The sequence below is a fragment of the Arthrobacter sp. OAP107 genome, assembly GCF_040546765.1.
Classification (GTDB): domain Bacteria; phylum Actinomycetota; class Actinomycetes; order Actinomycetales; family Micrococcaceae; genus Arthrobacter.
The window spans coordinates 1488921-1515015 of the sequence record NZ_JBEPOK010000001.1 but is presented as its reverse complement, the minus strand read 5'-3'; the positions used below and the strand labels follow the sequence as shown (position 1 = coordinate 1515015).

Genomic DNA, 26095 nt, shown 5'->3' with positions numbered 1-26095 from the left:
CGTGGCACGGGGCGGCCCCAAACTTCATCACGTGCGGCGGCAGGAGCTCGGGCAGAGCTTCCAGGACGGCGGCGAGCACTATCACCGCGTCCGTCCCGGCTACCCTGACGATTCCGCGGACTGGCTCATTCCGGCGGAGGCCCGCACGGCCGCCGACATCGGCGCTGGAACCGGTAAATTCACGGCCCTTCTGGTGGAACGCGGGCTCAGCGTCAGCGCCGTGGACCCTTCCGTGGACATGCTGGACCAACTCAGCCGAGTGTTTCCAAGCGGCGCCTACCCCGGTGTCCAAATTCTGGAAGGGACCGCGGAGGCGACCGGACTGCCCGGGGCCGCGTTCGACGTCGTCAGCGTTGCCCAGGCGTGGCACTGGTGCGACCCACTGCTGGCCAGCACCGAGATTGCGCGGATCCTCAAGCCCCGCGGGGTGCTGGGCCTCATCTGGAACCAGCTGGACACCTCAGTGCCGTGGGTGCACCGGCTGTCCCGCATAATGCACGCCGGCGACGTCCACAAACCCGATTTCCGCCCCAAAATCGGCCCGGAATTCACGTCCCTGGAAAGCCACCTGACGCGGTGGGAGGATCCTGTCACCCCGGACGACATCCTGGAACTGGCCAAGTCGCGCAGCTATTACCTCGCGGCCAACGACGCCACCCGGGCCAAGGTGACCCACAACCTGACGTGGTACCTGCACGAGCACCTTGGGCATGCCGAAGGTGAACTGCTGCAGCTCCCCTACCTCACCCAGACCTGGCGGGCGGTTCGGGCTGAGCCCCGTGGCGGCAGCAGGTAGGCTTGAAGCTGTGAAGACCAGTACGCCCTCCTCCTCGATCGAGGACTACGTTAAGGTCATCTATTCCTTCACGGAATGGCAGGACAAGCCAATCACGTCCACCCAGCTTGCACAGCGCCTCGGCGTGGCCAACTCCTCCGTCTCTGAAATGGTGCGCAAGCTCAAGGACCAGGGCCTGGTCCTCCACAAGCCGTACAGCGCCATCACGCTCACGCCCCAGGGCGTCCGGCTTGCCGTCTCCATGGTCCGGCGGCACCGCCTGATTGAGACATACCTGGTCAAGGACCTCGGCTACAGCTGGGACGAAGTCCACGACGAAGCGGAGCAGCTGGAACATGCGGTCTCGGACACGTTCATTGAGCGGCTGGCGGCCCGGCTGGGCAACCCGTCGCGGGACCCGCACGGCGATCCCATCCCCGCGGCCGATGGAACTGTGCGGATGCCGTCCGCGCACCGGATGATCGAGCTCGACGACGGCCACACCGGCAGGATCACCCGGATCAGCGACGAAAATCCCGAGCTGCTGCGCTACCTCGCCGCGGAAAGGATCAGCCTGGACGCCGACGTGGAGGTGCGCGGCCGCAAGCCCTTCGGTGGCTCGCTCGTGGTCCGGATCGGTTCCCCCGGGACCAGCCGCGAAGTGGACCTCGCCGATGAAGTGGCCGCCGCGCTCTGGATCCACAGCGATTCGGCGCATCCCGGCTGCCGCATGGCCGGCCTGTAGGCACAGGTGCGCGCACCCCTCGCCGGCCTCACCGGCACCGCTTCCAAGCCGGGCTCCGGCTACGGCTGGCGGGTGTGGACGGCCGTGGCCGCCGGCGGGCTGCTGGGGACGGAACTCCGGTACGTGCTGGGACTGCTGGTTCCGGACCAGCCCGGCGACCTGCCGTGGGCAACGCTTTCCATCAACGTCGCGGGCAGTTTTGTGCTGGCGGCCCTCACCACCATCTGGATCGCGCGGCCGCACACTGCGTTCTGGCTCCGAGCCGCCATCGGGCCGGGCGTGCTGGGCTCGTTCACCACCTTCTCCGCCGTCGTATTTTCCACGGACCAGCTGGCCCGCGGCGGGGTCCCCAGCCTCGGTCTGCTTTATCTGGGGCTGTCCGTCGTACTGGGCCTCGCGGCCGCGGCCGCGGGCTGGCGGACCGGCAAGCTGCTCGGCGCTCCTTATGCTCTCGGCGGCACCGGCGGGGGGCGTCCGTGACGGCGCTCCTGGTGGGTTTGTTCGGCATCGCAGGAGCCCTTCTCAGGTTCGCCGTGGACGGCTGGCTGGCCGGTTTCCCGTCGCCGCGGCGGCACTGGCCCTGGGCAACACTGCTGGTTAATGTGGCCGGCTCATTCGTGATCGGCGTGTCCGTCGGCGTCACCGCGGTGTTCGGCCCCGAGTGGCACGCTGCCCTGGCCACCGGGTTCGCCGGCGGCCTCACCACTTTCAGTTCCTGGACCACCGCCACGGTGCGGCTGGCCAGTGAACGGCGCTACCTCGCAGCCGCTGCCAACATCCTCGCCAACCTGCTGCTCGGGCTGGCTGCGGCCGCGGCAGGAATCGCGGTCAGCGGCGGCTAGCCGGCAAGGGGTTGCGGATTCCGACGGCGGAACTGGCCGCGCCCAGCAGCAACAGCGCAGCCGTCGCCAACAGCGCGCGGTGCAGACCCGGCGTCGTCAGTTCCGGACCGACGATGAAGCCCGCGAACGCAATGCAGACCAGGCCGGCGATCCTCGAAACGGCGTTGTTCACCGCGGATCCCACGCCTGCCTGCCTTTCCGGGACCGATCCCAGGATGGCCGCCGTCAACGGTGCCACGGTCATGGAAAGGCCGAGGCCGAAGACCAGTTGCCCGGGCAGGACCTGCGTCCAGTAGTTCAGGGAGCCGCCAACGGACAGCGTGAGCAGGAAGCCGGCCGCACACAGCACCGGCCCGGCAGTCATGAACCACCGCGGCCCGTACTTGCCCGCGAGGCCGCCGAAGAAGGATGCCAGCAGCATCAGGATCACCGTTGAGGGCAGCAGCGCCAGGCCGGCGGTGGTCGCCTTCATGCCGCCGACCTGCTGGATATAGATGCCCAGCGCAAAGAACCCTAGCGAAAATCCGCCGTAGATCGCGGCCGTGGCAATGTTGCCCCAGCCGAAGTTCCGCACAGTGAACATGCCCAGGGGCAGCAGCGGCGCGGCGGTCCGCGATTCATGGAGAAGGAAAAGCACCGCGGCCGCGGCACCGGCGGCCAGCGGCAGCCAGACCTGCGGGCTGCCCCAGCCTGCAGATCCCTGTTCAATCAGCGCGTAGACCGGACCGCCCAGCGCGACGACGGCAAGGAGAGCCCCCGCAATGTCGATGCGGCCGGCAGCGTGCGGGTTGCCGTCGGCCTTCCGCAGCCTGGCCAACACGGGCCAGATGGCCGCCGCCGGCAGGACGTTGACGAAGAAGATGACCCGCCACGAAAGCAGGTCCACCGATACCCCGCCGATCAAGGGGGCCACAATGGCGGCGGCGCTTGTCCACGCCGACCATTTGCCGATGGCCGCCCCCTGGGCGGCGCTGTCGAAGTGGCTGACGATCAGCGCCAGCGAGCTGGGCACGAGGAGCGCTCCGGCCACTCCCTGCAGCCCCCGGCTGACCACCAGTATTTCGGCGGTCCAGGCTGCTCCGCAGAGAACCGAGGTGAGGGCAAACCCGCCCAGTCCCCACTGCAGCACGCGCACCCGCCCGAAGTGGTCCGAGAGCGAGCCGGCCGCCAGGATGAGTGCGCCCAGCGTCAAGAGGTAGGCGTCCACCACCCACTGCTGGATGCGGAGTCCGCCGCCGAGTTCCCGGCCGATGGCGGGCAGCGCCAGGCTGACGACAAAGCTGTCAAGGATCGCCATGAAGGAAGCCACGATCGCGACGGTCAATACCTGTCGCTGGAGGCGCGTGGGCGCGGTGGTCTGGCTGGCATCGCTCATGACTTACCGTATCGTGGACTGGATGATCAGCAGACGTGATGCGGCAATTGCCCTGGATGTACCACTGGAAATGGCCCAGCGCCACGGCATTCCGAAGCTTCTGACCGAAGCCGAGCTGGGCGAGCTGCTGGACAATCCCCCCGCCTGGCTCGTCCAGTCCCGCGCCAACCGGACCGGGAAAAGGCCGGTGTGGGTGCACCTCGTCTGCGCGGTCTGCGGTTATGAGGAGGCTGCCCGGCCCAAGAAGTGGTGGCCCGAGTTCACGTACGTCGTGTGCGGCCATCACCGCCCCTCCGAAGTTCCGCCGGCGGCACCCGGATTCATACGGAGCGAGTTCGACGGCGTGGGCACCAGGTTCGTCGGAATCGCCGACGTCGCGGGCTGACAGGGCAGTTACATTTAGGCTGCAACAGGCGTAATTTACGTAGGGAGGGGCACCCTCCTGCCCCTCGGACGAGGGAGCACGCCATGCCGGACAAGTCGCCGCACCAGCAGCAGCAGAAAAAAGCAGGCAAGACCATCAAGCAGAAACGCGCGGACAAGAAGGCCAAGGCCCCGCATGAGGGAGCTGCGGACCCTGTGGCGCATCTGAAGAAACGCTGATGGCCTAACAAACACCGGACGGGGTGGCCAGGGATTTCCTGGCCACCCCCTCGTTTATGCCTATCCCCAGTCCGCCATTTCGCCGGGCACAGCAGCGATGTCGGTTACGTGTCCGTCGCGCAGGACGGCGATATTCATCGGGACGCCGATGGCCTCGGCGAAGAGCAGTTTCTGCAGGCTCTCGGCATTGCTGACAGCGCGGGAGCCGGCCCGCAGCAGCACATCGCCGGTCCGGAGGCCGGCCTGCTCCGCCGGGGAACCGGACAGGACCTCCACCACACGCAGCCCCTCCCGCTGGCCCGTGCGGACCACATCACTGGCGCCCAGCCGGATTGGTGTGCTGACCACGCCGAGGTAGGCGCGGCGCACGCGGCCGTCCGACAGGAGCGCGGAGATGATCCGGCGCGACGTACTGTTGACCGGAACAGCCAGCCCCAGCCCGGCGCCGGCCACCGCGGTGTTGATTCCCACGATCCGGCTTCGCGAGTCGGCCAGAGCCCCGCCGGAACTGCCGGCATTCAAGGCGGCATCGGTCTGGATGACGTCCTCAATCACCCTGCGGTTGCGTCCGGCCCAGACCGGGATGGCGCGGCCCAGTCCGCTGACCACCCCTGCCGTCACCGAGCCGGAGAGCCCCAGCGGGTTCCCGACAGCGATCACCAGCTGACCCACCTGCAATGACTCGGCGTCCCCGAACTCCGCGGGGACGACGTGCGGTGCACGGCCCCGGACCACCGCCAGATCGGACAACGGGTCCGCACCCACCACCTCAAGATCGGTGCCGGAACCGTCTGCGAAGACAGCACGGCCCTTCTGGGTCCCGGCAACCACGTGGGCGTTGGTCAGGAGGTAGCCGTCCTCGGTGAACAGGACCGCGGATCCGGCGCCGACCCGGAACCGTCCGTTGCGCCGGTTCCCCGTCATCTCTATGGCGGCCACATGGGGTGTGACGCTTCTGGCCACCCGGATAACTGTCTCCGAATAGGAGTCGAGAGCCGCGCCGTCGTCGACGGGACCCGGTTCGTTTGCAGCCGCCGTGGACATGGAGGCCTCCTTAGCAATTAGTACCCGTGAATACCGGGTGTTATTCAACACAACAATCAGCTCCCGCTGCCTAGTCCAGCAGTGGCTACGCCTTGGGTGAACGGGGGGCATAGCCCTGGGTAACCGGAGGTGAAAGCGTCCGCCCCCCCATTTTGGGGGGAGGCGCCCCAACCTCGACCTGCTACTTTCTGTGCTCCAGGTCATGTCCGTGGCCGTGCGGAGCAAACGGAAGAGCTGTAACGCGTCACACGTTGCCAGGCGCTGGCGCCGTCAACAGGACGCAGTACGGGGGAAGCAAGAGATGTTAGTCGGACTACGCCCAAGGACTTTTATGGGCATCCTGATCGCCAGCGCGCTCGTCATCATTGGCCTCCCGTACCAAGCGCAGGCTGCTTCACCGGCCCTGACAATCGGCGTGTCCGCGCTTCAGGTGGGTAGCCGGGGGACCATCACGGCCACGCTCAGAAATGTTCCAAGCGGCCAAACTGCGCGAATCGCCGTCACCGGCCCATCCGGGACGACCTGCGCCAGCACCAGATGGACCTCCCCCGGAGTCGCGGTCACGTCCTGCACCGTTGTGCCACGCCTAGCCGGCGGGTACACGATCACCGCCAAGGCCACCCGCCTCTACAACGGACGGACCGTCGCTATCCAGACCACCTCTCTCCGGGTCGTGGCCAAGCCCGCGCCGCCTACCCTGACCATAGCCTCATCCCTAAAGGTCAACAATCGCGGAACCATCACTGCGACACTTACAAACGTTCCCGCAGGGCAATCTGTACGCATCCTGGCCAGCGGCCCAACTGGAATGACCTGCGGTAGCACCCTTTGGGTTTCCACCGGTGTTGCTAGGACAACCTGCACCTTCCTGCCACTCGCCGCCGGCGGCTATACGGTCACCGCAGCAGCCACACGTTTTTCCAATGGGCGGTCCGTCGCTACCCACACCGCCTCCTCCCGCGTTTCGGCGCTTGGCGTAACGGCGTTCGTTCCGGAGACAGTCCGCCGCGGCGAAGTGACCACTGTTCGGTTTACAGTCGGGGGCCCGTTGTGGTCACCCGGAGCAGTGCTGCGCATCGCTCCCGGTGTGGCCGGCGCCATCGGATGTCCTGCCGAATTACGAGTGGTGCTCAGCACGGACCGGACGGCATCAGCAACATGTAAGGTGACACCACAGCCCACCCGCTTCCTCACGGTGGCGCCCGACCTCTGGGCGGGCAAGAACCGCATTGGCGGCAGGTCCGTGACGGCAGGGATCGCCGACGCTCCTTTGCTTGACGCCACACTGGCTTCGACCATGTGGGATCAGGAGTCGGAAACGCTGTGGGAACTTGCTCAGGGTATGACCGCAGGCTCGCACGACGCTGCATCAACCGGCTTCGAGATCATCCTCTACGCGCACAGGGAAGGCTGGGCCGGGCCCACCGTTGCTTCGCTCGTACAGCATCTGCTCGACGTCCGAAAGCCTGACGGCGGGTGGGGCATTGAAAGTGCGTGGGACGCGTTCAGCGATGGAACAGTCAATCCAGAAAGCACAACCTACACCGTGTCTACCGCCGGGCATGCCGGTCCTGCGTTGCTTGCTGCCTGGCAGAACAAGCTCGTAACGGACGAGGAGTTGAGGGCAGCCGTCGACAGCCTCCTGAGCACGCCCCGGGTCAGCGTTGCCGGCGGAACCTGCCTCGCCTACTCGAAGTCGGGCAGTGACCTTCCTTGCGTCCCCAACGTCAACCTTGGCGCCGGCGCCTGGCTCAAGCAGGTACGCGAAGTCACGGGGTGGAGCATCCCCCTGCTCGATGACATCGTCGCCCAGATAACCGCGGCGGACCGGTACCTCTTCAATGCGGACACGGGCTACTGGGGCTACAGCGACCTGCCTTTCCAGCTCGGCAAGCCACAGGACGCGCCGCACCAGGGATACACGCTTCAGTCCGCCCTCATCCTCGAACCTGAATTCGGGAAGGCTGCAACGCTGCAGTTCCTCAGTAATCCCTGGTGGGACCAGGCCACGGGCGGAGCGCTGCGGGATTACGGGAATGGACTGTCCCAGGTGGCGTTCGCGGACTGTCAGGGGGCCGCCAGGTCCCCCAGCGTGCTGGAAGCGTTCTCAGCCATCAAGGAAACCTCGGCAGACCAAATGACCAAGTTCCTGGCGCTGCAGGGAACGCTCTACGGATTCCGCGCGTTGGGCGCCTGCTTCAGGGGCGAGACGTGGTGAGTCGCGTCCAGTTTCACGACAGAGTAGTCCACTTCGGGAAGGATGGAGTCACAGCTGAAACGCCGGGCATGGACTCCACCCGAAACTACTAATCCAGACAAAGAAAAACACCCCGGTCCGAAGACCGGGGTGTAACCGATGACCCGACTCATCCGTGAAGGATGTCTCGACTCATCACAGCGGTGGAGATGGGGGGAATTGAACCCCCGTCCGATGTCGTGTTGTCAGGGCTTCTCCGGGCGCAGTTTGCGTCGGACTTTCTCGGCCCCAGCCGTCCTGCAAACAGGCGGCTGATCCGGGCCCAGTCATCTAAGAGTCCCGTTTACTCCGATGACGGGAGCAAACAGCAGTGGCTATCTAAATGACGCCAGGATCCGGGGCGATAGCATCCCCGGGCTGACGGACTGAACTACTGCTTAAGCAGCGAGTTCGAAGTCAGTGCGCTTAGATTCGGCACTTATTGGTTTGCAGACAGCGTTTACGAGATAATTCTGCATCCTCGGCCCGCTTCACCTGTCGCGACTAACATCGTCGAAACCGATCATCCCCGTATTTTGTTACCAAACCGGCCAAGCGCAGGTTCACAACCTGATCCCTGCCGGACTACCAATCATAACGCATCAGGGCGGCAATTCATTCCAGCCGGCGCACCGCGCGTCGGACCTGCCGCACTAGCGCCGGTTGCGCTCCCGCATGACGCGCAGGGCCTCGCGCTTGTCCTGCTGCTCCCGCAGCGTCTGGCGCTTGTCGTAGTCCTTCTTGCCGCGCGCGACGCCAATCTCCACCTTGGCCCGGCCGTCCACGAAATACAGCTGCAGCGGCACAATGGTGAAGCCCGACTCACGGATCTTGTGCGAAATCTTGATGAGCTCCTCGCGGTGCAGCAGGAGCTTACGGCGCCGGCGGGCCGCATGGTTGGTCCAGCTTCCCTGGTTGTACTCAGGGATGTGGATGCCCTCCATCCATAGCTCGTCGTTGTAGAACGTGCAGAACCCGTCGACCATGGATGCGTGGCCCTCGCGGAGGGACTTCACCTCCGTTCCCATGAGCGCGATGCCCGCCTCGTAGGTGTCCAGGACGTGGTAGTCGTGCCGGGCCTTCCGGTTGGTGGCCACGACTTTACGGCCACTTTCTTTGGGCACGGTTCAACTCCTCAGTTCTCAGTACTGGCTGTTCCGGCGGCACCGGAACAAAGTCTTACTATTCTACGGCAGGTGCGCCGCCTGGCCCGCGTCGCCAGGCGGCAGGGCGGCAGGCGCCTCCTGGTCAGAGCAGGCGCATCGGGTCAACCGCTTCACCGTTCAGCCAGGTCTCAAAGTGCGAGTGGCAGCCGGTGGAGTTTCCGGTGGTGCCCGAGTAGGCGATGAGCTGGCCCTGGCTGACCTGCTGCCCCACCGAGACCACCACGCTGGTGTTGTGGTAGTAGATCGTGGTCAGCGAGTTGCCCTGCACCACGCCGTGCGAGATCTTGACGTTGTTTCCGCCGCCGTCGTCCGCCCAGCCCGCTGAGAACACCGTGCCGGCGGCGGCCGCGTACACCGGTGTGCCGCACGCGGCACCGAAGTCAATGCCCGTGTGCATGTAGCCGCCGGTGCCGTAAAAGTCGATGGTGCCTGGCGGCGTCGAACGCCATCCAAAACCGGAGGTGATGGGAACGCTGTCGGGGAACGGGTGGCGGAGGCCAAAGGCCGACGGCGGCCCCGCCACCGGCGGCACATAAGGCGCGGGCTGCTCCCCCTTGGCCTTCGCTGCCGCGGCGGCAGCGGCTGCGATCCGCCGCTGTTCGGCGAGCCACGCCTCGCGCAGCTTGCGGTCGCGCTCCTTGATTTCGGCGGCGACGGCGTCCTGCCGCGCCTTGACGCCAGCCAGTTTCTTCTGAATTCCGGGCCTGGCCGCCTCGAGTTCGTTGTTCAGGCGGGTGGTGTCGGCGATGAGCTTGTCCACCTTGGCCTTCTTGGCTGCGGCCTCGTCGCGGGCGGCCTTCTCTTTAACGAGTGCCGCGTCGGCCTTGGCCTTGAGGTCCTTGATCTCGGCTTCGACCGCCTGCAGCCGGGCCTGCGAGTTCACGTTGGTGGCGTTCTGCTGGGTGAGCTTGTCCATCGCGGAGTTCTGGCTGCGCAGCGCCTGGTCCGCCATGTCCATCGTGTCCGTGAGGCTGCCTGTGTTGTTGGAACCGAAGAAGAGGGTGAGGTCTGAGGGAACGCCGCCGGACTTGTAGGCCTGGGTGGCAATTTGGCCGATCAGCTTCTTCGTGCTGGCCATCTTCTGCTTGTCCGCATCCAGCTGCTGGGTGATCTTGGCCTTGTTCTGCTGGGCGAGATCCACCCGGGCGGCGAGGGCCTCCACTTCCTTGACGGCACTCGCCACCCGGCCCTGGGCCTCGAGCAATGCCTGCTGCGCGGCCGGAAGCTGTCCCCGGTAGATCACGAGGTCCCCGGCTGCTTTGGAAATTTTTGCATCGACGAATTCAAGCGATTCCTGGACCCGGGCGGCTTCAGCCTTCAGCGCGGCCTGCTGGTCCTCAAGGTCGTCCGCGTAGGCGGCCGGGGCCGACGCGCCCAGGCTCGCGGCCAGCACCAGCGCCACTGCGGCACTCAGAATCCTGCGCTGGCGCCCTGCCGGGCTCTTTCGCATGGGCCTGCCGGAACTCATCATGGGCATTCCTTCGGTGGGCATGGCCTACACCCTCAAGTATCGGCGGAGCGTGAGCAGAGATGAAGTGCCCGCCAGAACAACACCCAGCCCGACGAGGGCCGGGGCGAGGAGCAGGGTTTGTGCCGGCGAGATGAACGCTGTGTCAGGATACTGCTTGGACAGGTATTCGCCCAGGAAGAAGTGGGCCACGGCCCACAGAGTTCCGGACGCGAGGGCGGCGCCGATGACCGCTGCGATCACGCCTTCGAGGATGAAGGGCAGCTGGATCACTGTCTTGGAGGCTCCCACGAGCCGCATGATTCCGGTTTCCCGCCGCCGGCTGAACGCCGAGAGCCGGATGGTGGTGGCGATGAGCAGGATGGCGCACACCGTCATCACACCGGCGATGATTACCGCGACGAGGGACGCCGCGTTCATGACGGAGAAGAGCCGCTCCAGGACCTGCCGCTGGTCGATGACAGTTTCCACCCCCGGCTGCGAGGAAAAGGTCTCGCTGATGATCTGGTACTTCTCCGGGTCCTTCATGTTGATCCGGAATGAGGCGGGAAGCTGGTCCGGCGTCACCGAATCGACGATGGGAGAGTTCGAGAACTGCTCCTTGAAATGCTTGTAGGCGTCGTCTTTGGACTCGAACTGGAAGTCGTTGATGTACTGGGCCACTGCGGGCGATTGCAGCAGGGTCCGCACGTTGTCCTGCTGCTCGGCCGTCACCGGTCCCGAAGCGCAGCCGGCCGCCGTCGACCCTTCACCGCACAGGAAGATGGCCACCTGGACTTTGTCGTACCAGTAGCCCTTCATCTGGTTGATCTGCAGCTGGAGCATCCCTGCGGCGCCCACGAAGGTCAGGGACACGAACGTCACCAGGATGACGGAAACCACCATCGACAGGTTGCGCCTCAGGCCGCCGCCGATCTCGCCGAGGATAAACTGGAGCCTCACAGCCGGCCCTCCCCTGCCTGGTCGCGCGTTGCCTGGCCGGGTGCTGCCGCGTCATCGCGCCCGCTGGCGTCCTTGAGCCTTCGGGACTGGCCGACCACGGGGATCATCGACGTGTAGAGGGCCCGGGCTTCGTCGCGGATGACCTTGCCGTTCTTGAGCTCCACCACACGTTTGCGCATCTCGTTGACGATGTCGTCGTCGTGCGTGGCCATGACCACGGTGGTGCCGTTCTGGTTGATCTTGTCCAGCACCCCCATGATGCCCATGGACGTCGTGGGGTCCAGGTTGCCGGTGGGCTCGTCGGCCAGCAGGATGCCGGGGCGGTTGACCACGGCACGGGCGATGGCCACGCGCTGCTGTTCACCGCCGGAGAGCTCGTGGGGCATGCGCTTTTCTTTGCCCTCGAGGCCCACGGTCTTGAGCACCTCCGGGACTGTGTCGCGGATGACGCTGCGGCTCTTGCCGATGACCTGCATGGCGAAGGCGACGTTGGCGAAGACGTTTTTCTGCGGCAGCAGGCGGAAGTCCTGGAACACCACGCCGATGCCGCGCCGCAGGCGGGGTACGCGCCAGCTGGAGATGTTGGCGACGTTCTGGCCGGCGACATACACGGTCCCGGAGGTGGCGCGGTCTTCTTTGAGGACCAGGCGCAGGAACGTGGACTTGCCTGATCCTGACGCGCCGACGAGGAAGGCGAATTCACCACGGTCAATTTCAAGGCTGACAGAATCCAGGGCGGGCCTGGCTTTCTGGTCGTAGACCTTGGTGACATTTTCGAAACGGATCATGACCCTAAAACCCTGCAGGACACGGCTTTAGGGGCATGGTCTGCAACCGGTGCGGGGGCTTTCGCTAGGGGGAAGTAGAGCTCCGGCCTCTCGACTATACGCACGGGCTGCCATGCTCAGGCGGGAGTCAGAGGGGCGTGTCGCGGGATTGGGTCCCTTGCCTTGGCGCGTCTAGCGTTCGGCGTTGCGGTTGTCGGTGCGCCAGCGGATCCCGGCTTCGATGAAGTCGTCAATGGCGCCGTCCAACACGGCATTGGTGTTTCCCACCTCATGCTCGGTCCGGAGGTCCTTGACCATCTGGTACGGGTTCAGGACATAGGAGCGCATCTGGTCGCCCCAGGACGCCTTGACGTCGCCGGCGAAGGCCTTCTTCTCGGCGTCCTCCTGCTCCTTCTTGAGCAGCAGGAGCCGCGACTGGAGCACCCTCATCGCCGCCGCACGGTTCTGCAGCTGCGACTTTTCGTTCTGCATGGACACCACTGTGCCCGTGGGTATGTGGGTCAGGCGGACGGCGGAGTCGGTGGTGTTGACCGACTGGCCACCGGGGCCGGACGAGCGGAAGACGTCCACGCGGATTTCGTTGTCGGGGATGTCAATGGAGTCTGTCTGTTCGATCAGGGGAATGACTTCCACGGCCGCGAAGGAGGTCTGGCGGCGCCCCTGGTTGTCGAACGGGCTGATCCTGACCAGCCGGTGTGTTCCCGCCTCGACACTCAGCGTGCCGAACGCGTACGGCGCGTTGACCTCGAAAGTCGCGGACTTGAGTCCCGCTTCCTCCGCGTAGGAGGTGTCCATGACGGTGGTGGGGTATCCGTGGCGCTCCGCCCACCGCAGGTACATTCGCAGGAGCATCTCGGCGAAGTCGGCGGCGTCGACGCCGCCGGCGCCGGAGCGGATGGTGACCACGGCCTCGCGCTCGTCGTACTCGCCGGAGAGCAGGGTGACGACTTCAAGGTCCTTCAGCGACTTGCGGATGGACTCCAGCTCCGCCTCTGCTTCCCCCATGGAGTCGGCATCGTCCTCGTCCTGGCCGAGTTCCACCAGTACCTCGAGGTCATCGATGCGGGAAGCCAGGGTGTTCAGCCGCTCCAGCTCGGACTGGCGGTGCGACAGCCGTGAGGTGATGACCTGCGCAGCAGCAGGGTCATCCCAGAGGTCCGGCTCGCCAGCACGCTCGCTCAGTTCTGCGATCTCTTCCTTGAGCGCCTCGACATCGGTGACGTTTTCGATGGAGGTATAGGTGCCACGCAGCGCGCGGATTTCTGCAGCAAAATCAATTTGAGCCATGGTTGTTTAAGCGTACGCTATCCGCCCTAACCGGCTGCGCCGATGGCAGGTGCGGCGTCGACCGGCCGCACGGGGGAAGCGGTGGCTCGGGGGCGCCGGCGGACCGGGGCGTCGGCGACCCGGTCAGCGGGTCAGCCGCGAGCGTGCGCTGGATGAGGCCGCTATGGTGATGCCGTCCGGGATGAGGAAATTGACCACCGGCGGGTGCACGGTCGCACTGAGAACCACGACGGCGGTGGAACCGTCGGGCGTCCCCGTTCCGGCTGCGACGGCCAGCCCGGCGACCCGCCCGAAGGCCCCGTTGCGGCTGAGATAGTCGGCTGCGACGTTCCGGACCCTGTCACCGTTCAGCAGTGCCGAAGGAGTGCCGCCGGCGGTTTCAACCTGGCCGAGCGTGTAGGAGTCGGCGGCGGCCACCGAGGCGCCGTCCGCGAGCGACAGGAGTTTCTTGTGCTCGATGTAAAGGCTGGAGGCGGCCATGACCACGGTGCTGACCAGCAACGCCAGCATGACGAATCCGGTGATGAGGACCGTCATTTGCCCGGCCTCATCACGGCCCGTCCGCGCTGATACGGCGGAGGTGCGGCCAGCCACAGGAAGCATCAACGGAACCTGCCCACGACCTGGGTGGCCGAAGAGCTCAACTGGCCGGCGTTGAGCCGAAGCGCTTCCCCAAATGGCACGAAAGGCAGCGGCACCGTCAGCCGTACGGTGACGGTGACCGCGGAGCCTGCCGCCATGCAATCGCCGCCGGAGTCACAATGGATCTCGACGCTGGCGTTCCCAGCGGGATGGCCGTAATCGGCAAGGGCCACCATGGTGGCCTGCTCTGCTGACGCCCGGCCCGACGATGCATCGGGCCGGGTTACGAAGACCTTGGCTGCCTGGTCAGCTGCGCCCACCACGGCGAAGGAGCCGCCCTGGATCTGGCCAACCGTGATGATGAAATAGACCACGGGCACCATGAGGAGCAGTCCAAGGAACGTGAACTCGACGACCGCACTCCCCCGCTGCCCGTCGTCGTTCCCTACGCTTTCCGGGCTGCAGGCGCCGTGGGCGCCGGGAGTGCTAAGAGTGCCGGGGCTCCCCCGGCCGTCAAGGCACAGCGCCTCCCGGAGCCTGCCCGCAACGCTGCTGGTGAGGTGCCGCGGCTCGCGGTCAGCCGGTGATCGCTGCATGTCCGGTGACCTCCAGGCGTTCGCGGGGACCGATCAGACCGATGACCGGCAATGGCGCCCTGACGGTCACTTCCAGCGTCCGCAGCCCTTGGAATGTGACTTCGCGCGTTTCGATGTCGCGGGCAAAATCCGCGTTGAGCGCCGTACCGATGAGCTCGCCGGTGCGGCGTCTGGCGTCCTCCGCGTTGCGGTCGGCCAGGGTCCCGTACCGGGCGCCGGACGCCGCAGCGTCTATGAGTGTGTTCCGGACGTGCAGGATGAGCGCGAGCTGGATGATGGACACAAGAAACATGGTCAGCAGGGCGCCCACGAGCACAAAGTCGACCACAGCAGCACCGCTCTCGCGCCCGGAGGTGTCCGCGCCGGTCCCGTCCACAGGCTACTTTCCGACCGTGTCCATTGCCTGGTTGAACATGGCTTCCAGGGCAGGACCGGCCAAGGCCAGCAGTGCGGCAACAAGGACAGCCGACATCAGGGTGATCATGACCCAGCCGGGCACATCCCCGCGCTCAGGATGGTCCGCCAACGTCGCGATCTTCCGAGGGCGCGGGACCGCAGCCAAGGAGTGACCGATCAGCGCCGTCACCGCGGCGACAAGTGCTAGTCCGTGCCTGGCCATGAATGTCATGTGCTTTCCTTACCTACGAGTTTGTTTGTTATTGGGTATGGCCACTGCCGGCGGTTGCCGAAGCAGCGGGGTCAAAAATTCAAGCTGAGTGCCGCTATTCCGGGGAACACGGCAAACACCACCGTCAGGGGCAGCACGCCAAAGACAAGCGGCACCATCATTGCGATTTCCTTCTTGCCGGCGGACTCCATCAGCTCGCGCTTGGCCGTATCCCTGACGTCCTGGGCCTGGGCTCTCAGGACTTCGGCCAGTGGCGTTCCGCGCTGCACCGCCACGATGATGCCGTCAACAAACCGGATAAGCGGTCCGAGATCCGTGCGGGCGGAAAACTCCTGAAGCGCCTCCACCAGAGGCTTCCCCGCCCGGGTTTCGGCCAGGACCCTGCTGAATTCCTTGGAGAGCTCGCCCCTGGCAGCCCTGCACACGCGGTCGAGAGCGCCGGTGGCGCTTTCCCCGGCGCCCACCGCGAGCGCAATCATCTCCGCCAGGCTCGGGAACTCGGCCAGCATCCGTTCCTCCCGCCGCCGGATCTGCACGCCCAGCCAGTAATCACGGAAGAGAAAGCCGCCGATCCCGCTGCCGACTGAGACTGCCACGGCCAGGACGGGACTGAACCTCCCGGCCAGCGCTGCCACCACGATGATGCTGACGGCAGCAATGAACGCGCACAGTGCCCAGACGAGCTGCTGGGCCCTGAAGTCGAGCAGCGACTTGTCGATGCGTGCCTGAGCGAGCCTGCGGCTGAGGGCTGCGGAGCCAAGGTTGAACCGGGCCAGTTTGGCGGTGCCCTCACTGATCAGCGGGCGGAGTATGCGTTCGAGGGGACCAAACGGAGTGAGGACGTGTTCCTCCGCCCGCAGCAACCTTGATTCCAGGTTTTGGGACCTGAGCTGCGGTTCGATGCGTTCCACGAAACTGACGGACCGCATGAACGGGAGCCTGATAAGGAGCAGCCACAGACCGGCACCGAGGAGTGCGCCGCACACTATCGCGGCCGCCGGCACAGTGGTCATCGCAATACCCTCTCTTCCTCCGGAAGGGCTCCGATCTTCAGCATGACCGAGTAGCACACCAGCGACACCACAAGGCCTCCCAACAGCACAGCCGCTCCGACGGGGGTGTTGTACGCGGCCACGGCCTCCGGGCGGCTGACCAGAAGCAGCATGACAATCCATGGGGCCGCGACTGCCAGCCGGGCAGCGTTGACTGTCCACGACTGCCGCGCCTCAAGCTCGCTGCGGGTCCGGGCGCTTTCGCGCAGGAACTCTGCGAGCGTCCCGAGTAGCTTGCCGAGATCGGAGCCGCCCACTTCCCTGGTAAGCCGGAGTGCCTCGATGATGCGGTCGGCGACCGGGTCCGCGAGCCGTTCTTTGAGCCTGTTGAGGGATGCGTCGAACTGGCCGCCCGAGCGGTAATCCGAGCCGAAGTCGCGGAACACCTGCCGCAGCTCCTCGGGTCCCTTATCGCCCAGCTGTGTCAGTGCTTCAGGCAGTGACAGCCCGGCGCGGATGGCTGACCGCAGGTGATCGACGACGTCGGGCCACACCCGGCGGAGGACGGCGGTGCGTCGCTTGGCCCGCCATTTGACCACCACCACGGGAAGCCAGCCGCCGAACAGGCCAAAGCATACGGAAATGGGCCAGGAGCCGCTTACGGCGAAAAAGGCCAGAGTCGCAAAAGCGCCGAGGCCCAGGCAGCTGCCGATGAGACCGGCGCCGGTGACTTTTTCAATGCCGGCAGACAGCAAGAGGTCATGGAGACGGCTGGTCCGCGGTCCACGCCTGGCGCGCGCGGGCTGGTCCCAGGCAGACCACCAGATGAGGAACAGCCCGGCACCTGTCAGAACCCCCAGCAGCGCAGCCATCAGCGCGGGTCCAAAAGTGCCGCAACCTCATAGCCTGCCCTCGCGAATTTTTCCTCCGCCGGCATGGTGTTGGCCGTCGGTTCCAGCAGGCCGCCGATGATCGAAAAGATCATGGAGGACTCGATGATCCCGTTCTCGACCCGTCTGCCCAGGGAGAGGATTTCCGTGACCTGCCGCCGCCCGTTCGCGAGGCGGCTGCAGTGAACCACAAGATCGATGCATGAGGCCACGGTGGGAACCACAAACGCGCTGGAAATGTTGTCCCCTGCAAGCAGAGGGAGCGTGCACATCTTGGTCACGGCGTCATGCGCTGAATTTGCGTGGACGGTGCACATCCCCGGCAGACCGCTGTTAAGGGCGATCAGCATGTCGAGGCTCTCGGCTTCCCGAACCTCGCCCACCACCAGGCGGTCAGGCCGCATCCGGAGGGCTTCCTTGACCAGCCGGCGCAGCGGAATCTCCCCTTCGCCTTCCAAATTGGGTTGCCGGCATTGCAAGCCGACAACGTCGCGGAGCGGAAACTGCAGTTCGAAGATCTCCTCGACCGTAACGACGCGCTCCCGGCTGCCGATGCTGGCTGCGAGGCAGTTCAGCAGCGTGGTCTTTCCCGCCTGGGTGGCACCCGAGACCAGGATGTTGAGGCCGCTCGCGACGGCGGCACCAAGAAAGCGGCCGGATTGCGGGGTCAGGGTGCCGAGGTCCACGAGGTGATCCAGCCGGGTCGCCTTCACAACGAACTTGCGGATGTTGACGGCCCAGTGGCGCCTGGTGACGTCGGGGATGACCACGTGCAGGCGGGACCCGTCGGGCAGGGCCGCATCCACGAACGGCGATGAGATGTCCAGCCGTCTGCCCGAGCTCTTCAGCATGCGCTCAACCAGGTCCCGGACCTGTTGATCCGTCAGACTGAGTGATGTGAGTTCGGATTCACCGTTCCGCGCAACGTAGATCTCCGTTGGTGCGTTGATCCAAATTTCCTCGATCCCCGGATCATCCAGCAATGGTTGGAGGGCCCCGAATCCGGCAACGGCATCAAAGACAAACCGCCGTGCCGACTCCAGTGGCCCAAGCGGCGGAAGCGGACCCAGGAGGGCGCGCTCGTCATAGTCGGTCACGGCCGCTTCCACGAGCCGCCGGACCTCGGCAGCCTGGTGCAAAGGATCGAGACCCCGCCTCCGGATCAGCTCCCGGACTTCATCCTCGACAATGCGCACAGCATCCATGAAATTCCCCCGAACGACTGCCGGCCCCAGCGGAAGCAGTACATCTGGGTTAAAGCTAAGGGAAGCTCACCCGTGAGCCAAGTCACAGGTCTGAGGATGTGGATAACTTATTGGCGTTCCGGCGAGCTTACGTGGAAACGATCGTCGCAAGTTCGGCAGCTTCTGCACCGGCATAGCCGTAGGGATTGGCGCTCTGCCAGCGCCAGTGATCAGCGCACATCTGTGCCAGGTCACGGTGCGCGGACCATCCCAGATCCGCCAAGGCTGCGGAAGCATCGGCGTAGCTGACGGCAGCATCCCCCGGCCGCCGGGGTGCAAATTCGTAAGGCACAGGGTGCCCTACAGCCGCACCGAAGGCCTCGATGACCTCCAGGACGGACGAACCACGGCCGGTCCCAAGGTTCCAGCGGAACGCGCCTGTCTTCGTCTGCAGATAGTTCAGCGCCGCCAGGTGGCCAGCTGCGAGGTCCATGACATGGATATAGTCGCGGACGCCCGTGCCGTCGGGCGTGGGGTAATCGTTGCCGAATACCATGACCTTTTCGCGCCGTCCCACCGCGACCTGCGCAACGAAGGGCAAAAGGTTGTTGGGGATACCGTGGGGGTCCTCGCCGATGCGACCTGATTCGTGCGCGCCGACGGGATTGAAGTAGCGCAGCAGCGCGATACTCCACCGCGGGTCGGCGTCGCTCAGGTCGGACAGGATGTCCTCGATCTGCTCTTTGGTCCTGCCGTAGGGGTTCGTTGCGTCCAGCGGCGACTTCTCGATCAGGGGAACGTGCTCGGAGGCGCCGTAGACAGTGGCCGATGAGCTGAAGACCAGCCGCCGAACACCGGCCTTCTCCATGCTCTCAAGGAGATTGAGCGTGCCCACTACGTTGTTCTTGTAGTACCAGAGCGGCTTCGCCACGGATTCACCCACAGCCTTCAGGCCGGCGAAGTGAATGACGGCGTCGAACCCGCCCTCTGCGAAGACTTGGTCGACAGCCTCAGCGTCGAGCAGGTCGGCCTCGCGGAACTCCACCTTCTTACCGGCGAGCTCTTCAACACGGCGGACCGCCTCCAAGTTCGAGTTCATGAGATTGTCCAGCACGACGACGTCGTGTCCGTCCTCGAGCAGGCAAAGAGCCGTGTGTGATCCGATGTAGCCGGCGCCGCCGGTAACCAAAACCTTCATAGGCTCCAGTCTAGAGCCGCTACACTCTGGCCCGTAATCGACGTCTTAGCTGCTGGCCAGAACCCGGCGAAATCAGATACGCACGCTTCTCGCTGATTCATGCACAGGCTCGGATTCTCTCCGAACGGGCACACCCAGAAGGACTGGGGCAAGACCGGTTCTTAGAATCAGCAGGGCGAGCAGCCAGGGACCGGCCAGCGAACCGGCAAAGACCAGCCACGGGGCAAGGCCGAGCTTTGTCATCTCAGCCAGCACAACGGCGTGGGTCAGTACAACCATGAACCCGCAACTGGCCAGCGTGCTCAGCTCATTGTTGACGCGTGGCCCGAGCCGAGGAATGACATGCTCGGCAATCAGGAGCAGCGAGGCGCATATTCCAATCGCCACGAGGACCGTGATGACGGACGAACCAAGCTGCGCATACTTCAGGTCGAGATGGGTGGACCAGCCGGACAGTATGGCGGCGGCGCAGCCGCAGAGGATGACCAGTCCAGTTATTAGCGGCCGGCGGATCCTCTGGCGGTTGCGCCTAAATTCCCGGCCTGCCAGAACGAACACGACGCATGCGACCCCGATGCCGCCCGCAAGCGGGACCCGCGCCACGAAATCGGGCTCGCGCATAGTGACAACCAACGCGGCCACGGCCAACGTCCACTGAAGCCAGTTCGGGAAGCGCTGGATCGCGCGAACAGCGACTACAGCGAAGAAGAGGGCCGTCACAAACCAGAACGCCGCGAGGGGGCCGCGGACATACCAGCCCCCCAACATCAGCTTTCGAAGGTCAGCGCCGTGGATGACATCCATCTGCGATAGCCACCAGGCGCCTACCAGGACCAGCCAGACAATGTAAGGAAGGAGGAGCGTTCTTGCCCGCTTATTCATCTCCTGAACTACGCTACGGCCCTCAGACCACAGATAACCCGAAAGGAAGAAAAAAAGAGGCACATGCCACGTGTAGACAGTTTCCCGGACGACAGGCCCTGACCAGGCTCCTACGTGCCCGGCAACCACCGCCGCGATCCCCAGAATGCGCAGAAAATCAATAGCCCCGGAGCGCACCTGACGGGGGCGGTCAAGGGACGGTTGTGCAAGCAATGCTCATCGTTCCTTTGCTTGGTCGGTTGGGGATTCCCGAGGAGGGGCACGGGATCAGCCCCTCAGTCTAGCTCCGCACCACGACGGCCAGAAATCGGACGACATGTCCGCCCCAATAGTGCTCATACATCACATTGGTCACACAAGCACCTCCAGTGCTACACTAAACCGCTCACCCGTGCGGGCGTAATAGGGGGCCAAAACGGTGAACGACTCTGCCATCAAGCCACCGTCTGCCAGCAGTTCAAGGCTACGGAGTATGACATGAATCATTCCTCGAATAGCAGAATCGCCACGCCCCTTGAGCTGGGCGTGAAACGCCTAGGTCTTTTGGCCACAACCGCGTTATTGTCTGCCACACTTTCCATCGGCGGCGGGCTGCCTGCCCAGGGCGCCCCCATACAGCCATCGGTTCCCTCCCCCTCCGAAACCCCGGACCCCACAACGTCGTCCACGTCGGCGCCGGTCGACATGGATGCCCTTCGGGCCGAAATCGGAAAAGATGGCTCCTATATGGGCCAGGGTCTCAAGAGCCGCGAGTCCACCCTCGTCAGGAAGTCATCGCCGTCGTCGGCAGCTGCCATTACCGAAGCGGCCAACACATGGATGGCACCAGGCATCCAGGGCCTGGACGTCAGCAGTCACCAGGCAAGCGTCAATTGGGCCGCGCAATACAGTCTCGGTGCCAGGTTCGCCTACGTTAAGGCCACCGAGGGAACAACCTATGCCAACCCGCTTTTTGGCTCCCAGTACGGCGGCGCGCTGGGCGCCGGAATGATCCGTGGCGCCTACCATTTCGCGCTTCCCGGTGTTTCAACTGCAGCAGCCCAGGCCGATTACTTCGTCAACAACGGGGGCGGCTGGAGCGGGGACGGCAACACGATGCCGCCGCTGCTGGACATCGAGTACAACCCTTATGCGTCGCTGGGCAACACCTGCTACAACATGAGCCAGGCATCAATGGTCAACTGGATCGCGGCTTTTTCAAACCGTGTGCTGGCCCGGACCGGCCGGCTGCCGATGATCTACACAACCACCGACTGGTGGACAACCTGTACGGGAAACTCCAACGCGTTCAGCAGGCAGCCCCTGCATCTGGCCTCATATTCCCGTTATGTGGGTGCCATGCCCAACGGCTGGGGAACCTACAGCGTGTGGCAGTACAGCGCGACGGGTCCGTTCGCCGGTGATTCCAATGCCTGGAACGGAACGATGGACAGCCTGCGGCGGTTCGCGTCTCAAGCCGACGGCGCCGTACCAACGCCCTCCATCACATCCTTGGGCGACGTGGTCGCGGCAGACGCCTCGGGTATTCTCTGGGACTACCCGGCGACCGGCAGCGGGACCTTCCGCGCCCGCAAACAGATCGGGCAAGGCTGGACTAACCTGCGGTCGATCAACGTCATCGACTGGAACGCCGACGGCGTACTGGACATCGTGGCCCAATGGATGTCAGGCCGCGTAAATGCCTACCTCGGCCTCGCAACCGGCGGATTTTCTGCCGGTCCGGTTCTCGCAGAGTCCGGCTGGGAAAATTACCAACTGACAATCGGCTATTGGCTCAACAGCAGCTATTACCCCCACATCATCACCCGCGACTCCTCGGGCGGCCTCCGCCTGTGGCGCAACGCCTCAGGAACCGGCGTCAGCACCGGAACATCGGTTGGCCAGGGCTGGAGCGGATTGAACCTGACCATGATTGATTTCGACGGCGACGGCAACCAGGACATTCTGGCCCAGGACTCTTCCGGTGCGCTTCGGCTCTACAGGTCCAACGGCGCCGGCTCCTTCCTGGCGGAGGCACGCAAAACCATAGGCAACGGCTGGAACAAAATGACCAGCGTCACGGTAACCACGAACTTCAAGGGCGCCGGGACCAACGGCCTTCTGGCCCGCAACACGAGTGGCCAACTCTACTACTACCCTGTGCCCGGAAACGGCACCTGGGGCGTGGCCACTGCGCTCGGCGCCGGCTGGACCCCTTACCTGATTGCCGGCGGCGAAAACGTCAATCTGGTCCCTGCAACACCCGCCCCGCCGCCCCCGGGATCTCCGTCAATCCCCTCGGCCACAGACGTGGTCACCGTTGACGCCGCCGGTGGTCTCTTCCGCCGTTCAGCCAGTTCGGGAACTTTCGGCGCCGCCACCAACATCGGCGCAGGGTTCACCGGTCTTGCTTCCGTTCACGTCACCGACTGGAACGCAGACGGCGTCCAGGACCTCGCCACAGTCAGTACCGCGGGAGCGCTCGGCATCCGGACGGGCTTGGCATCCGGAGGTTTTGCCGCCAGCAAAACCCTCCTTTCCGGAGTGGCGGGCGCCGACGTTACGATTGGCCCCTGGCACAAAACGTCCAAATACCCGGGCGTCGTAGTGCGCAGGACCAACGGAGCACTGCAGTACTACGCCAACCCGTCAGGAGGCGCCTTAGGGACCGCCACGGGCATTGGTTCAGGATTTGTCCGAATGGACGTTTCCATGACGGATGCGGACGGGGACGGCAACCAGGACATCCTCGCTGTCGACTACCTGGGACGGATGTGGCTCTTCCGCTCTGGCGGTGCGGGCTCTTTCATCGCCGAGACCCGGAAAGTCGTGGGGAACGGCTGGGCCACGATGAACAGCATCAGCCCGTTGAACGGCTTCGTGTCCGCGTCCTCTACCGGAATTCTGGCGCGCGATGGTGCGGGCACAGTCAGCTACTACCCAGTGACCGGCGGCGTCGTGGGCACCAAATCCGTGGAAGGGACCGGCTGGGCCGGTGTCCTGATCTCGGGAAGCTCCCTCGTCACGCGCGGACGGGCCATCCCCAGCACCGCAGATGTCCTCACGGTGGATGCCGCGGGAGGGCTGTGGAACCACCCGGAAACCAATGCCTCCACAATCGGATCCCCCTATCAGATCGGTGTGGGCTGGTCAGGAATGAAGTCCCTGAACGTCGTTGACTGGAACAGCGACGGCATCGCCGACGTTCTCGCCCAAAAGTCCAGCGGCGCGCTCACACTCTATGCAGGCTCTGCCGCAGGCGGCTTCGCTGCCCCCATTACGGTCGCCGCCTCGGGTTTTGCTCAAACCAGGCTCCTGGCCGGCAAATGGATCTCAGGCGCCAAATACCCCGGAATCGTGGGCTACGGCGCCGACGGAGCGTTGAATTACTGGGCCAACGCCTCCGGCCGGGCGCTCAGCGCGCCGGTGCGGATCGGGAGCGGGTGGGCAGGACTGAAACTCGCCATGGTCGACTTCGACTCCGACGGGAAACAAGACCTGTTGGCGGTGGACGCGCGGGGCACAATGCTTCTCTACCGGTCCACCGGCACGAACAGGTTTGTGCCGGAAACCAGAAAGACGGTCGGCACCGGATGGCAGTCCTTCCGGCAGTTCGCGGCCACGGCCGGCTTCGCCGGCACGGGAAGCAAGGGCGTCCTGGCGCTCCAGACCTCAGGGCAACTGCGCTACTACCCCATCCTTGCCGGCAGCAAATGGGGCCCGTCTTCGACGGCGGGGGTGGTGGGCACGGCGCCACTGGTGGCTGCCTCATCAGGAGCGAACTAGAACACCGCCAGAATGCGCTGCCTGAAAACGACGTTTGACTGCCTTCACTATCCCGGCCCCGATGACAGCTTCGCCGTCGCTGGCTTGTATCCTGAACTCTTTGACGGAAACTAGGAGACTCGCCTGATGAGCTGGATGCAGACCATCCCAACGATCATTGTCGGCCTGCTGGTGCTCTTCATTCCCGGTGCGCTGTTGGCCCGGACTATGGGCGCACGCGGTCTGACACTCTGGAGTGCATCGGCGCCTTTGACCGTGTCCATTGCCTCTGTGGGGGCCGTGCTGCTCCAAATGCTGAACATCCGCTGGTCTGTGGCGTCCATGGTCCTGGTTACTCTCCTACTGACCCTCGCAGCTGCCGCGCTAAGGGTCCTGTGGTTGCGCCGCGCCTCCGGGCACTGGCCACGGCCAGAGATCGGGCGGCTGCCAGGAATCCTACGCTCCGCTGGGTACCTGATGGCCATGGGCATCCCCGCGGCAATCATTTCCGTCAGGTTCAGCAAGATCTTCGCCGGCCCGGAACATATCTCCCAGACGTATGACAATGTATTTCATCTGAATGCACTGCGGGTGATCGCGGACAGCGGCCGGGCCTCGTCGCTGACCCTGGCGTCACTGGACGCAAATTCCAACCGGCTCAGCTTTTATCCCGCAGCGTGGCACGACGTGGTTGCGCTGGTGCTGGATGCCAGCCAAACTTCCATTCCCGTGGCCGTCAACGTGTCCAACATGATCATCGCAGCGGTGGTCTGGCCGTTGTCCGCGATGTTCCTGATCTCAACGCTGACAGGGCGCCGTCCGGTCCCCATGATGGTGACCGGGGCCCTGGCCGCAGGCTTCGGCTCTTTTCCGTATCTTATGGTCGATTTCGGGGTGCTCTATCCGACCCTGCTCGCTATTTCGATGCTCCCCTTTTGCCTCGGCGCTGTTGTCGAACTCCTGGGCACTGGACGCGACAGACGAGCCTCCACCATCTTGTATGCCGGCCTGCTCGGCGTGGCATCAGTCGGGCTGACCCTGGCCCATCCCAGCACGACGATGACTCTTATTGCCTTGGCTGTTGCGCCGTTGCTGGTCTGGTTCGTCACACGCTCTTTTCACCTTCGGGGCCAGGAGCACTGGATCCGCAAGTCGATGATCGGCTTCGCGGCCGTTGTCGCCTACGGCGCTGTTACGTGGATCCTCTGGGTCAAAGTACGCCCAAGTGAGGCTGCTTCCTTCTGGCCGCCGGTGACCACCCTCCCCCGCGCAATCGGCGAAGCCATCACCAGCGCACCGCAAAGCCGGGATGTGCCTTGGCTCATCTTTGCCCTGACCATTGTGGGCATTGTCATCCTGTGCGCCCAGCGGAAGCTCTGGATTCTTGGATGCTTCGTGATCTCTTTGGGCTTTTACGCCGTAGTGGCCGGCTACCCTGCAGGCCCCACGCGAAGTTTCTGGACCGGCGTCTGGTACAACGACACCTACCGCCTGGCGGCCCTCCTGCCCATAACCGCCCTTGTCATCTCGGCCATTGGCGGAAGTTGGCTAATCGAGCGCTCCCTGCAGCTGGCGCAACGGCGGCTGGCCCCCTCCAGGAGGCCAGCCCTCCACGTCGTCAGCTTCGCCGTATCAGCGGTACTGGTTCTTACGGCCGCAGCGCTGACGCAGGGGCGGTCAATCAACACTGAACAGGCAAAAGCGGCCCAATCGTATAGTTCCACGGACGCTTCCCCGCTGCTTTCATCCGACGAAGAAGCCCTGCTGCGGCGCCTTGATCAGCATGTCCCTGCTGGTTCTGTAGTGGTCGGGAACCCGTGGACAGGGGCATCTCTCGTTTATGCATACAGCGGCCGGAACGCGATGCTTCCGGCTATCAGCTCTTCCCCGAGTCCCTCCGAGCGTGTCATCCTGAGCCGCCTCAAGGCAGTCGCCAAGGACCCGGAGGTTTGCGAGATGGTCGCCCGGGAGAACAGCTACTACGTGCTGGATTTCGGCGCGAAGGAAGTCCACCAAGGCAAGCATTACCCGGCCTTGACGTCATTGGCGGGAACCCCGGGCCTGCGACTTCTTGACTCGCAGGGCGCGGCGGGCCTGTACGAGGTAGCTGCCTGCCGCTAACAGGCCA

Annotated in this window: 25 protein-coding genes and 1 other RNA gene; 9 read left to right on the top strand and 17 right to left on the bottom strand. The window is 64.7% G+C overall.

Annotation, left to right across the window (positions count from 1 at the left end; translation table 11 throughout):
• Position 1: 1 nt before the first annotated feature.
• From ABIE00_RS07065 to ABIE00_RS07050, 4 genes are read left to right on the top strand one after another with little or no spacing between them, the layout of a single operon-like run.
• Positions 2–796 (top strand): class I SAM-dependent methyltransferase, encoded by a 795-nt coding sequence (locus tag ABIE00_RS07065; protein ID WP_354258481.1) that lies wholly within the window; start codon positions 2–4, stop codon positions 794–796.
• 10 nt (positions 797–806) lie between these two features.
• The gene (locus ABIE00_RS07060; RefSeq protein WP_354258478.1) at positions 807–1520 is read left to right on the top strand and encodes a metal-dependent transcriptional regulator; all 714 of its coding nucleotides are present in this window, start codon (positions 807–809) and stop codon (positions 1518–1520) included.
• Between the two features lie 6 nt (positions 1521–1526).
• A complete protein-coding gene (locus ABIE00_RS07055) occupies positions 1527–2000 on the top strand; it encodes a fluoride efflux transporter FluC (RefSeq protein WP_354258475.1) in 474 nt (157 codons plus the stop codon).
• Positions 1997–2362, top strand: a complete 366-nt coding sequence (locus ABIE00_RS07050; RefSeq protein ID WP_331574974.1) for a fluoride efflux transporter FluC — start codon at positions 1997–1999, stop codon at positions 2360–2362. Before ABIE00_RS07055 ends, ABIE00_RS07050 begins: the two co-directional genes overlap by 4 nt.
• Here ABIE00_RS07050 and ABIE00_RS07045 read toward each other — a convergent pair.
• Positions 2349–3737: an MFS transporter gene (locus ABIE00_RS07045; protein WP_354258472.1), complete on the bottom strand. Its 1389-nt coding sequence runs from the start codon at positions 3735–3737 to the stop codon at positions 2349–2351. The genes ABIE00_RS07050 and ABIE00_RS07045 overlap by 14 nt on opposite strands.
• 22 nt (positions 3738–3759) lie before the next feature.
• Here ABIE00_RS07045 and ABIE00_RS07040 point away from each other — a divergent pair, with 22 nt between their 5' ends.
• Both ABIE00_RS07040 and ABIE00_RS07035 read left to right on the top strand, forming a co-directional pair.
• Entirely contained in the window at positions 3760–4122 is a 363-nt protein-coding gene (locus ABIE00_RS07040; RefSeq protein ID WP_354263294.1) for a hypothetical protein, read from the top strand.
• Between the two features lie 83 nt (positions 4123–4205).
• Positions 4206–4340 (top strand): hypothetical protein, encoded by a 135-nt coding sequence (locus tag ABIE00_RS07035; RefSeq protein WP_258006495.1) that lies wholly within the window; start codon positions 4206–4208, stop codon positions 4338–4340.
• Between the two features lie 60 nt (positions 4341–4400).
• Here the strand turns inward: ABIE00_RS07035 and ABIE00_RS07030 are convergent, their stop codons facing one another.
• Positions 4401–5384: a S1C family serine protease gene (locus ABIE00_RS07030; protein ID WP_354258469.1), complete on the bottom strand. Its 984-nt coding sequence runs from the start codon at positions 5382–5384 to the stop codon at positions 4401–4403.
• A gap of 331 nt (positions 5385–5715) precedes the next feature.
• Between ABIE00_RS07030 and ABIE00_RS07025 the strand changes: the two genes are divergently transcribed.
• Positions 5716–7602 carry a hypothetical protein gene (locus ABIE00_RS07025; RefSeq protein WP_354258466.1) on the top strand — a complete coding sequence of 629 codons (1887 nt, stop codon included), beginning with the start codon at positions 5716–5718 and terminating at the stop codon, positions 7600–7602.
• Between the two features lie 180 nt (positions 7603–7782).
• On the opposite strand, the gene ssrA is transcribed toward ABIE00_RS07025, so the two are convergent.
• The 15 genes from ssrA to ABIE00_RS06950 all read right to left on the bottom strand — a co-directional run bounded on the left by ssrA (position 7783) and on the right by ABIE00_RS06950 (position 20436).
• Positions 7783–8151: a transfer-messenger RNA gene (gene ssrA / locus ABIE00_RS07020) on the bottom strand.
• Between the two features lie 122 nt (positions 8152–8273).
• The gene (smpB, locus tag ABIE00_RS07015) at positions 8274–8744 is read right to left on the bottom strand and encodes an SsrA-binding protein SmpB (protein WP_354258463.1); all 471 of its coding nucleotides are present in this window, start codon (positions 8742–8744) and stop codon (positions 8274–8276) included.
• A gap of 124 nt (positions 8745–8868) precedes the next feature.
• The gene (locus tag ABIE00_RS07010) at positions 8869–10236 is read right to left on the bottom strand and encodes a peptidoglycan DD-metalloendopeptidase family protein (RefSeq protein WP_502914276.1); all 1368 of its coding nucleotides are present in this window, start codon (positions 10234–10236) and stop codon (positions 8869–8871) included.
• Between the two features lie 45 nt (positions 10237–10281).
• On the bottom strand, positions 10282–11196 hold the full coding sequence (ftsX, locus tag ABIE00_RS07005; RefSeq protein ID WP_331574978.1) for a permease-like cell division protein FtsX: 915 nt from the start codon (positions 11194–11196) through the stop codon (positions 10282–10284).
• The gene (gene ftsE, locus ABIE00_RS07000; RefSeq protein ID WP_354258459.1) at positions 11193–11984 is read right to left on the bottom strand and encodes a cell division ATP-binding protein FtsE; all 792 of its coding nucleotides are present in this window, start codon (positions 11982–11984) and stop codon (positions 11193–11195) included. The genes ftsX and ftsE overlap by 4 nt, the downstream gene beginning before the upstream one ends.
• A gap of 171 nt (positions 11985–12155) precedes the next feature.
• Entirely contained in the window at positions 12156–13271 is a 1116-nt protein-coding gene (prfB, locus tag ABIE00_RS06995) for a peptide chain release factor 2 (RefSeq protein WP_354258456.1), read from the bottom strand.
• A 123-nt stretch (positions 13272–13394) separates the two neighbouring features.
• A complete protein-coding gene (locus ABIE00_RS06990) occupies positions 13395–13808 on the bottom strand; it encodes a pilus assembly protein TadG-related protein (protein WP_354258453.1) in 414 nt (137 codons plus the stop codon).
• A 65-nt stretch (positions 13809–13873) separates the two neighbouring features.
• Positions 13874–14449, bottom strand: coding sequence for a hypothetical protein (locus ABIE00_RS06985; RefSeq protein WP_354258450.1), 576 nt, complete (start codon positions 14447–14449; stop codon positions 13874–13876).
• On the bottom strand, positions 14430–14825 hold the full coding sequence (locus ABIE00_RS06980; protein ID WP_354258447.1) for a TadE family protein: 396 nt from the start codon (positions 14823–14825) through the stop codon (positions 14430–14432). The genes ABIE00_RS06985 and ABIE00_RS06980 overlap by 20 nt, the downstream gene beginning before the upstream one ends.
• Before the next feature lie 3 nt (positions 14826–14828).
• Complete coding sequence (locus ABIE00_RS06975) at positions 14829–15077, bottom strand: hypothetical protein (protein WP_354258445.1); 249 nt, start codon at positions 15075–15077, stop codon at positions 14829–14831.
• A 71-nt stretch (positions 15078–15148) separates the two neighbouring features.
• Positions 15149–16090: a type II secretion system F family protein gene (locus tag ABIE00_RS06970; protein WP_354258442.1), complete on the bottom strand. Its 942-nt coding sequence runs from the start codon at positions 16088–16090 to the stop codon at positions 15149–15151.
• Positions 16087–16941 carry a type II secretion system F family protein gene (locus tag ABIE00_RS06965; RefSeq protein ID WP_354258439.1) on the bottom strand — a complete coding sequence of 285 codons (855 nt, stop codon included), beginning with the start codon at positions 16939–16941 and terminating at the stop codon, positions 16087–16089. The genes ABIE00_RS06970 and ABIE00_RS06965 overlap by 4 nt, the downstream gene beginning before the upstream one ends.
• Positions 16941–18164 (bottom strand): TadA family conjugal transfer-associated ATPase, encoded by a 1224-nt coding sequence (locus tag ABIE00_RS06960; RefSeq protein WP_354258437.1) that lies wholly within the window; start codon positions 18162–18164, stop codon positions 16941–16943. The genes ABIE00_RS06965 and ABIE00_RS06960 overlap by 1 nt, the downstream gene beginning before the upstream one ends.
• 127 nt (positions 18165–18291) lie before the next feature.
• Positions 18292–19341 carry a UDP-glucose 4-epimerase GalE gene (gene galE / locus ABIE00_RS06955; RefSeq protein ID WP_354258434.1) on the bottom strand — a complete coding sequence of 350 codons (1050 nt, stop codon included), beginning with the start codon at positions 19339–19341 and terminating at the stop codon, positions 18292–18294.
• A 72-nt stretch (positions 19342–19413) separates the two neighbouring features.
• Positions 19414–20436: an acyltransferase family protein gene (locus tag ABIE00_RS06950; protein WP_354258431.1), complete on the bottom strand. Its 1023-nt coding sequence runs from the start codon at positions 20434–20436 to the stop codon at positions 19414–19416.
• Positions 20437–20784: 348 nt separating this feature from the next.
• On the opposite strand from ABIE00_RS06950, the gene ABIE00_RS06945 reads away from it, so the two are divergent.
• Both ABIE00_RS06945 and ABIE00_RS06940 read left to right on the top strand, forming a co-directional pair.
• On the top strand, positions 20785–23988 hold the full coding sequence (locus ABIE00_RS06945) for a GH25 family lysozyme (RefSeq protein WP_354258428.1): 3204 nt from the start codon (positions 20785–20787) through the stop codon (positions 23986–23988).
• Positions 23989–24114: 126 nt separating this feature from the next.
• A complete protein-coding gene (locus tag ABIE00_RS06940) occupies positions 24115–26088 on the top strand; it encodes a DUF6541 family protein (protein ID WP_354258425.1) in 1974 nt (657 codons plus the stop codon).
• Positions 26089–26095 lie beyond the last annotated feature (7 nt).